The 8,768-nt window shown below is 61.2% G+C and carries 7 protein-coding genes; 4 read left to right on the forward strand and 3 right to left on the reverse strand.

Annotated elements, in window-relative coordinates:
* The first annotated feature begins 18 nt into the window (after positions 1-18).
* The 4 genes from K3179_RS11800 (at position 19) to K3179_RS11815 (ending at position 4,108) form a co-directional block, all read left to right on the forward strand.
* Positions 19-360: an acyl-CoA thioesterase gene (locus K3179_RS11800; RefSeq protein ID WP_221565639.1), complete on the forward strand. Its 342-nt coding sequence runs from the start codon at positions 19-21 to the stop codon at positions 358-360.
* 205 nt (positions 361-565) lie between these two features.
* The gene (lpdA, locus tag K3179_RS11805) at positions 566-1,978 is read left to right on the forward strand and encodes a dihydrolipoyl dehydrogenase (protein WP_221565361.1); all 1,413 of its coding nucleotides are present in this window, start codon (positions 566-568) and stop codon (positions 1,976-1,978) included.
* A gap of 23 nt (positions 1,979-2,001) precedes the next feature.
* Entirely contained in the window at positions 2,002-3,858 is a 1,857-nt protein-coding gene (locus K3179_RS11810; RefSeq protein ID WP_221565372.1) for a cation:proton antiporter domain-containing protein, read from the forward strand.
* A gap of 64 nt (positions 3,859-3,922) precedes the next feature.
* Complete coding sequence (locus K3179_RS11815; RefSeq protein ID WP_221565374.1) at positions 3,923-4,108, forward strand: hypothetical protein; 186 nt, start codon at positions 3,923-3,925, stop codon at positions 4,106-4,108.
* 7 nt (positions 4,109-4,115) lie between these two features.
* Here K3179_RS11815 and K3179_RS11820 read toward each other — a convergent pair whose 3' ends face one another.
* The 3 genes from K3179_RS11820 to K3179_RS11830 all read right to left on the reverse strand — a co-directional run.
* Positions 4,116-5,432, reverse strand: coding sequence for an HlyD family type I secretion periplasmic adaptor subunit (locus K3179_RS11820; RefSeq protein ID WP_221565386.1), 1,317 nt, complete (start codon positions 5,430-5,432; stop codon positions 4,116-4,118).
* Complete coding sequence (locus K3179_RS11825) at positions 5,429-7,159, reverse strand: type I secretion system permease/ATPase (RefSeq protein ID WP_247712956.1); 1,731 nt, start codon at positions 7,157-7,159, stop codon at positions 5,429-5,431. Before K3179_RS11825 ends, K3179_RS11820 begins: the two co-directional genes overlap by 4 nt.
* Before the next feature lie 76 nt (positions 7,160-7,235).
* The coding region (locus K3179_RS11830; RefSeq protein WP_221565388.1) for a hypothetical protein at positions 7,236-8,768 on the reverse strand (1,533 nt) is incomplete at its 5' end.

The raw sequence follows: 8,768 nt of genomic DNA on the forward strand, positions 1-8,768 counted from the left end.
CTCATCCGCGTCACAGCCATGCCTGCCGACACGAACCCTTACGGGGGCGTGTTTGGCGGGTGGCTGATGAGCCAGATGGCGCTTGGCGCAGGTTCGCTCGCCAGCCGCGAGGGGCAGGGCAAGGCGGTGGTCGTCTCGGCCACCGATTTTGCCTTCCCCGGCGCGATGCAGGTGGGCGACGAATTGTCGATCTATTGCGAGATCGCAACCACCGGCAATACCTCGCTCACCATCTCTGCCGAGGCCATTGCCCGCGAACGCAATGGCGAGGCCGAAACGAAGGTAGCGCAGGGCACGTTCAAATTCGTCCTCCTCGACGAAAACGATCGTCCGCGCGCCGTCGCGGAGCGGTGGGCATGAGCATTTCCCTACAGCAAGGTCGGCAGCTATGAAGAAGGTCGAAATTCCGGGCTGTCGCACTTTACCCAGGCGGACAAAGTGTAAACTTCATCTTTTCGGCGCAAGTGGCTGAAAAATAGCAATTCAGGAAGGAATGAGGCGGGCGACACGGTGTCACCATTGTCAACTTCGGCCCCGCCTCCTCACCAGTTGAAGGCAGATTGAAATGTCCAATTCCTACGACGTCATCGTTCTCGGCTCCGGACCCGGCGGCTATGTCGCGGCGATCCGCTGCGCGCAGCTGGGGCTGAAGACCGCCATCGTCGAACGCGAACTGCTCGGCGGCATCTGCCTCAACTGGGGCTGTATCCCGACCAAGGCGCTGCTGCGCAGTGCCGAGATCCTGCACTATGCCCAGCACGCGAGCGACTACGGCCTGAAGATCGCCGGCAAGATCGAAGCGGATTTGGAAGCTGTGGTGAAGCGCAGCCGCGGCGTCGCCAAGCAGCTCAACCAGGGCGTCACGCACCTGATGAAGAAGAACAAGATCACGGTGCACATGGGCGAAGGCACGTTGACCGGCCCGACCAGTCTCACCGTGAAGGGCGAAAAGGGCGAAGAGAAGCTCACTGCCAAGCACGTGATTGTCGCCACCGGCGCCCGCGCCCGCGACCTGCCGTTTGCCAAGGCTGACGGCAAGCGCGTGTGGACCTATCGCCATGCGATGACTCCGCCCGAAATGCCCAAGAAGCTGCTCGTCATCGGCTCAGGCGCGATCGGAATCGAGTTTGCCAGCTTCTACAACGACATGGGCTGCGATGTGACCGTGGTCGAAATGCTCGACCGGATCGTGCCGGTGGAAGACAAGGACGTTTCCGCCTTCCTCGAAAAGAGCCTGACCAAGCAGGGCATGACGATCATGACCGGTGCCGGCGTCGAAGACCTCAAGGTGTCCGACAAGGGCGTTAAAGCCAAGATCAAGGACAGCAAGGGCAAGGTCTCGGAAACCGAGTTCACCCACTGCATCACCGCCATCGGCATTGTCCCGAACACCGAGAATGTGGGGCTGGAAAAGCTGGCCGAAATGGATCGCGGCTTCATCCAGATCGACGATTACGGCCGCACCAAGTCCAAGGGTCTGTGGGCGATCGGCGATTGCACGCCCGGCCCCTGGCTGGCGCACAAGGCGAGCCATGAGGGCGTCACCACTGCCGAGGCGATTGCGAAGGAACTGGGTAACAAGGACGTCCACCCGCATCCGCTCGACCGCAATAACATCCCGGGCTGCACCTACTGCCACCCGCAGATTGCCAGCGTCGGCCTGACCGAGGCGAAAGCCAAGGAAGCGGGTTACGAGGTTAGAGCGGGCACTTTTCCGTTCATCGGCAACGGCAAAGCCATCGCGCTGGGCGAGGCGGAAGGCTTCGTGAAGACCGTCTTCGATGCCAAGACCGGCGAACTGCTCGGTGCGCACATGGTCGGCGCGGAAGTGACCGAGATGATCCAGGGCTTCGTCGTCGGCAAGACGCTGGAGACTACCGAGGCGGAGTTGATGAACACCGTCTTCCCGCATCCGACCATCAGCGAAAGCATGCACGAAAGCGTCCTGGCGAGCTACGGACGGGCTTTGCACATCTGATCCCGTAGGGCAGGAAGGACGGCATGACTTCGTTTCTGGTCCTCGCCTTCCTGATCCTTGCCGCCGGGGTAGTAGCGGTTCCGCTCGCGACCCGGTTCGGACTGGGTTCGGTACTCGGCTACCTGCTCGCCGGCATGGCGATCAGCCCGCTGCTCGCGGCGGGCAATGTCGATGTCGAGGCATTGCAGGTGTTTGCCGAATTTGGCGTGGTGATGATGCTCTTCATCATCGGTCTCGAAATGGAGCCGCAACGGCTCTGGGCGATGAGGGGAAAACTGCTCGGGCTCGGTGGCGGGCAGGTGATCCTCACGACGCTTGCATTGATGGGCATCGCCCTGGTCGACGGCAATCCCTGGCAGACTGCGCTGGCGATCGGGATGGTACTGGCGCTCTCGTCCACTGCGATCATCGTCCAGACGCTGACCGAGAAGAACCTCATGAAGAGCGAGGGCGGGGAGGCGAGTTTCTCGGTTCTCCTAGTCCAGGACGTCGCGGTTATCCCGATCCTCGCATTGCTGCCGCTCCTCGCCATGCCCGAACTGTATGGCGCAGGTGCAGCGCACGGCGGGGAGGGCGGTCACGGAGGCATCGACCTCACGGCGTCCATGCCCGTGTGGCTTGCGGCGCTGTGCCGATTGGCCGCGGTGGGCGTGGTCATCGCGATCGGCATTTTCGCGGTTCGTCCGCTGTTCCGCTATATCGCGGCTGCCAATTTGCGCGAGCTGTTTACCGCTGCCGCGCTGGGAGTTGTCATCGGTATCGCCCTGCTGATGTCGCTGGTGGGCCTGTCTCCTGCGCTGGGCGCATTCGTTGCGGGTGTCGTCCTCGCCACGAGCGAATACCGGCACGAGCTTGAGAGCGACATCAACCCGTTCAAGGGGCTCCTGCTCGGTCTGTTCTTCATTACGGTGGGCGCCGGGATCGACTTCGTCCTGGCGAGCCAGATGTGGCAATCGGTGCTCTTCTGGGCAGCCGTAACCATCGCGGCAAAGTTCGCGGTACTGTTCGCCGTTGGCTGGTTCTACGGCTTAAGAAAGCAAGCCCTTTGGCTGTTCGCCCTGAGCCTTCCGCAAGCCGGCGAGTTCGCTTTCGTCCTGATCTCCTTCGCCGTGGCCAACGCGGTGTTCGGCCAGGCCCAGGCTGACCTCCTCCTGCTGGTGGTCGCGCTGACCATGCTGGCGACCCCTCTGCTCTTCATCTTCTACGACAAGGGCGTGGCCCGGTTCTATTGCAAGGGCCAGGAACGCGAACCCGACGTGATCGACGAGGAAAACCCGGTTATCATCGCAGGGCGCGGAAGGGTGGGCGGGATCGTCGATCGCATGCTCCAGCTTGCCGGCTATTCGACCACGGTGATCGACTACGACAGTGCGCAGTTGGAGATCGTCCGCAAATTCGGTTTCCGGACCTATTTCGGCGACGCGACCCGTCCGGACCTGCTCGTGTCGGCGGGTATCGAAAATGCCAAGCTGCTCGTTGTCGCGCTCGATGAGCGCGAGCAGATCGACAAGCTCGTGAAGCACGTCATCCAGAACTACCCGCACGTGCACATCACCGCCCGGGCGATCGATCGCAATCACGTGTACGATCTGTGGGCATTCGGTTGCCGGGACATCATTCGCGAAACCTACGATTCAAGTCTCAGGATCGGCCGCTCGGCCTACGAGGCGCTCGGCATGAACCGGGAGCAGGCCCAGGCCGCTACCGATGCGTTCGAGAAGAACGACCGCGCCGCCATGCCTGAAGTTGCCAGCCTCTACCGCGTCGGCGTTCCGTTCCACGAGAACGAGGAGCTCATGGCCCGCGTCCGCGAGCTGCGTGAGGAGTGGGACCCTATCCTGCGCGAGCAGATGGACGAAATCCTCAACCGGGCGAAATAAGTCGTTCTCGTCAAAGGAACCGCGCGACGGGAAGCTTCGTTGTTTGAGGAAAGGAGCTGCCGAAATGGAATACGAAATCGACGACGATCCGCAGGATGCCTCGACCGATAACGACGAAGGCGCATCGCGCGACGGCGGCATTGTGGAAGACCACATCGCGCTGAAAAACCAGTCGAGCGTATCTCCCGACGATTATCCGCAGGAGGAACGCCAAGCCCAGTCGCTGGTTAGGCCGAAGAAGCGCGACTGACGAAGCGCTATTCGCGGAATGCCCGTTCCTTCAGCCAAGTGATCGGCGTGAACAGGTAGGACAGGATCGAGCGTTCTTCGCCCAGCAGGCTGACGTTGGCGACCATGCCCGGCCCGATCTCCAGCGGGTTTCCATCCTGATCTTTCAGAACGTCCGTCGTCTGCACCTCCACGGTGTAGAAGCTTTCGCCGGTGTCCTCGTTCACCACAGCGTCGGGCGAAATCGATGTCACCGTGCCCTTCATCTTGCCGAAGATTGCCGGATTGTAAGCGGTGATTTCGACGAACGCGTTCTGGGACAGACCTACGTTCGCGATGTCCTGCGGGCGGACCATCGCTTCCACATAGAGTGCATCGTCCGTCGGCACGATCTCGACGATGGGCTCGCCCGATGCGACGGTACCTCCAACGGTTGTCACAAACACACGGTTCACGAGCCCGCTCATGGGTGCGCGAATTACTGTCCGATCCACCCGATCTTCGAGGCCGGGCAAGGTCATCTGCTGCACCGACAGGTCCGCTTGAGCCTGTGAAAGTTCCATGCCCGCACGGCTCCGCCAGTCGCTGACTTGCTGTGCCAGGGCCGCCTGCGCCTCGGCAATACTCGACCGGGCCCTAGCCAATGATGCCTCCGCCGCAGACACTTCGCTCGCCGCGACCTGTGCGGCATTCTCGGCCTGGATCAGTTCGATCTGCGGGACAATGCGTTGTTCGGCGAGAGGTCTTAGCATCGCCAGTTCGCGTTCTGCAGTCGTCAGATTCGAGCGCCGCGCCGTAAGGATCGATTGCGCCTCGGCAACGGACCTTTGCGCTTGCGTGATGCGCGCCTGACCTGCCGATCGCAGTCCGCTGAGCTCCGCAGAGCGTGCGCTGTGGAGCGAGCGCTCGATGGCAATCTGGTCCGAGGGGAGGGAGCCATAGTCGGGCGTTCCCCCGCTCACTTCGGCACGCAGTCTCGCAATGCGCGCTTCGAGCGCACTCACGCCTGCCTCGGAACTGTCCAGCGCGGATCCTGTAATCGCCGGATTGAGCCGGACAAGTATTTGCCCCCGGCGCACTTCCTTGCCGGCCGTGACCATGATCTCCTGCACCACGCCGCCTTCGAGGTTCGACACGACCTGCAGCTTGGAACTGGGCACGACGCGACCGGTCGCTCGGACGGTGCGTTCGACCGTGGTCAATGCCGCCCAGATCACCGCCAGTACGGTGAAGGCGGCAATGGACCACAGAATGATGTTCGAAGATTTCCGCGCCTTGATTTCCTGCGCTTCGAATTCGCCATCCTCGCCAAGGAGCTGGCTCGTGATTTTGGAGAAAGCGTTCATCGTGCTGCTATCCTCGTTACCTTGCGCGTTATGTCTTCAGGCGTACCGTCCATCGCCACGCGGCCACGCGACATGAGGATGACCCTGTCGACGAGCGCGAGAAGGGAAGGGCGGTGGGTGATCAGGACAAGGGTTCGGCCGGCGAATTCCTTGCGCAGATTATTGATGAGCTTGGCTTCCGTTTCCGTATCGACCGCCGATGTCGGTTCGTCGAACACGAGGATCGGTGGCTGGCCTACCAGGGCACGCGCCATGGCGATCGATTGCCGTTGCCCGCCCGACAGACCGGAGCCGCGATCGGCAAGCTTGAGATCGTAGCCATTGGGCATGCGCGAGATGAAGTCGTGCGCCATGCTGATTTTCGCGGCACGGATCATTTCTTCGTCATTTGCATCGGGGCGGCCGAGCATGATGTTCTCGCGAACGCTGCCGGTGAGAAGCGCATTGTCCTGCAGTAATGCGCCCGCCTTTGCGCGAAGCGATTTGGGCGTGAGCTGGCGAATGTCGGTCCCGTCGATCATGACGAGGCCGCTGGTCGGGGGATAAAGTCCGATGATGAGACGGGCGATGGTGGATTTGCCCGAACCGATCGGTCCGATAAGGGCCACATTCTCCCCTGGTTCGATCCGGAAGTTGACCCCGCTCAAGGCCAGCTCGGCCGCATCGGGATAGCGGAACTCCACATCGCGGAACTCGATTGCACCTTCCAGAACATTCGGCGCGAGGCCGAGGCCCTCAGGCCCTTCGGCGGGCATTTCCATCATGGCGTCGATCCGACGGTAGGCGGTGCGCGCTGCGTGAATGCGGGTAAGCAGCGTGGCGATTGCCCCAAGCGGTGCGACCGCGCGGCCGGCAAGGATCGAACAGGCGATCAACCCGCCCATCGTGAGGTTCTGCTCGGCAATCGCGAAAACGCCGAAGATCACCATGCCCGTATACGCCATGGTCTGCGCGCTGCCTGCGATCGTTGTCGAAAGGTTCGCGGTCAGGCGTTGGCGGAGCGAGACATTGGCGTGTCCCTTCATCGCCTCTTCCCAGCGATGGCTGAGCATGTCGCCAGCGTTGGAGGATTTGACGGTCTCGAGACTGCCGATGGTTTCGACAAGGACTGCCTGCTTGCCAAGCGCCTCGTCCAGCGACTGCGATGAAAGCCGTCGCATTGCAGGCTGTGTCGCGATGGCCGAGAGGATCACAAGCGGGATCATCACGATCGGGACCAGCACCAGCCACCCTCCGATCATCGCAATCACGGCGAGCGTGATGATCGTGAAGGGCACGTCCACCAGCGCTGTAATGGTGGCGGACGCGAAGAAGTCTCTCAGCGTCTCGATCTCCCGGACCAGCCCCGCCAGGCCACCGGTCGTGTGTCGGCTGAGGTCCAGTCTCAGGGCGAGGATGCGCTCGAAGATGGCCTTGCCGATATCGCGATCCACGCGGGCCCCGGCAATATCGACGAAGTATGCGCGCAATAGCTTGAGAACGAAATCGAAGATGAGAACGATGCCGAGCCCGACGGCGAGGCCGATCAGAGATTCCGTGGCGTTGTTGGGAACGATCCGGTCGTAGACCGTCATCGTGAACAGCGCGGTCACAAGCGCGAAGCAGTTTATCAGAAACGCCGCGACCAGCACCCTCATGTAGAGCGGTCGGCTCTTCTTCAATGGCTCCGATAACCAGGGCGCTATCCGCCTATTGGTGCCATAATCCTCGTGTTCCAGATCAGCCAAGTGCCTTTACCTCCCCCGGGAACAGGCTTGGCACCGCCGCCTTGTCCGACAGCGGTGCCGAGCTGGTTATGTCGCGTCACGCGATCGCAATGTACTGGGTATCCGTGATATCGAATGCCCCATCGCCGATGATGCCGGCGTTGAGCGAAGTCTCGTAGACGGTGTTCTCGAGCTCGCTGGGGAAGGTGGTGCTGCTCGTTTCTTCGAATAGCCCTTCCGAAAGTGCGTCGGCCAGGGCGTTCTGGAATGCCAGGCTGTCGGCATCGCCCGCCACGAAGATACCGTTGACGGTTCCGCCTTCGTTGTATTCTGCGAGCGCATTGTGGATTTCACCGCCGGAATGGTCGAGGCCATCGGGGTTCTTCCACTCGCTGCTGCTGGTCTTGATCCGGCCGCCTCCAGCAAAGCTGTCGAAGGTTTCGTCAAGACCGCCCTTATCCGCACCGGCATAGCTTTGCAGCCAGTCGATCGCATCATCGAGATAATGCTTGGCGGTGTTTTCCGAGCCGTCGCCGATATCGTTTCCGGAAAGGAAATTGAGCCACGTGGCAACCACATCCCGGCCGAGCTTGGAGACGACGTCGTTCCCCTTCTTGCTCGAAGCATCGACCAGTTCCTGGGCGTCCGCCAGCGAGATGAAGAGAGTGTCTTCGACGTAATCGTCCGCAGTTCCGAAGATACCGTCGGCACCGGGATCATTGTCGGTCAAGCCGTTCCGATTGTAATCGCCGATCAACAAGCCGGGTTCGTCATTACCGTCGATCCCATCTTCGTTGTTGCTGTCGACAGCATACAAAAGGTCCTGATTGCCTTCGGTGCCAGGATCCCCATCCGGGAAATCCGGACCGTCGTGGGCCTGGTTGTCCGCAATGCCGTCCCAGAAGGTGCCGCCATTGTTCGGGTTCTGCCAGAAGCCCGGCGTCCGTACGCCCGGTGCCGGGTCGTTGAGACCGAAGTAATGCGCTGCATCGCTGTCGGAAACGCCCTGGTCGGTCGAGACTGTGACAGTGTTGATATGCTGTCCTGCCTCGAACGGCATGGTGTAATAGACGTTGAGACTTTCCTCAGGTGCCAGGGCTTCTGAATCGAGCACTCCGTCGACGGATCCGTCGGCACCGTCGACCGCCGCCCAATCTTCCCCGGCATCGCGGAAACCATCGCCATCGAGGTCCACCCAGGCATCGATAGCGGGATCGGTGTAATCCAGCTCCCCTGCGAAAACCGATCCGGCGGGCGAGCTCAGAATATCGCTGAAATCGAGACCGGTCAGGGTGGCGTTTCCATCGTTCGTTACCGTGACGAGGAAATAGATCGGATTGTTGGCCGATGTCGCCTGAGGTCCTGTGGGACTGTCGTGATCGTCCAGGAGCGGATCGAACACATTGTCATTGATCGAGATATACTTCTCGACGTCGATCGACGGCTTGTAGCACACGTCGATCGATTCAGTGTCCGTCGCCTGCAGTGCGGCGCTTCCGGTTGCCAGCGAATTCGCATCCGCCGTGACCACGTTCACTATGGGCGCGTTTGCATCCACGTCGGCCTGGGTCACGACATAGCTGTCGGTGTAGATCCAGGTCTCGTCGACATCGAGGTTGCCGTCGTTATC

Origin of the sequence: Qipengyuania intermedia (assembly GCF_019711615.1) — a bacterium.
GTDB classification, from domain to species: Bacteria; Pseudomonadota; Alphaproteobacteria; order Sphingomonadales; family Sphingomonadaceae; genus Qipengyuania; species Qipengyuania intermedia.

Bases quoted from the DNA above. Each gene is read 5' to 3' on its own strand.
- K3179_RS11800 (WP_221565639.1), top strand. From the start codon at position 19: ATGCCTGCCGACACGAACCCTTACGGGGGCGTGTTTGGCGGGTGGCTG.
- lpdA (WP_221565361.1), top strand. From the start codon at position 566: ATGTCCAATTCCTACGACGTCATCGTTCTCGGCTCCGGACCCGGCGGC.
- K3179_RS11810 (WP_221565372.1), top strand. From the start codon at position 2,002: ATGACTTCGTTTCTGGTCCTCGCCTTCCTGATCCTTGCCGCCGGGGTA.
- K3179_RS11815 (WP_221565374.1), top strand. From the start codon at position 3,923: ATGGAATACGAAATCGACGACGATCCGCAGGATGCCTCGACCGATAAC.
- K3179_RS11820 (WP_221565386.1), bottom strand. From the start codon at position 5,432: ATGAACGCTTTCTCCAAAATCACGAGCCAGCTCCTTGGCGAGGATGGC.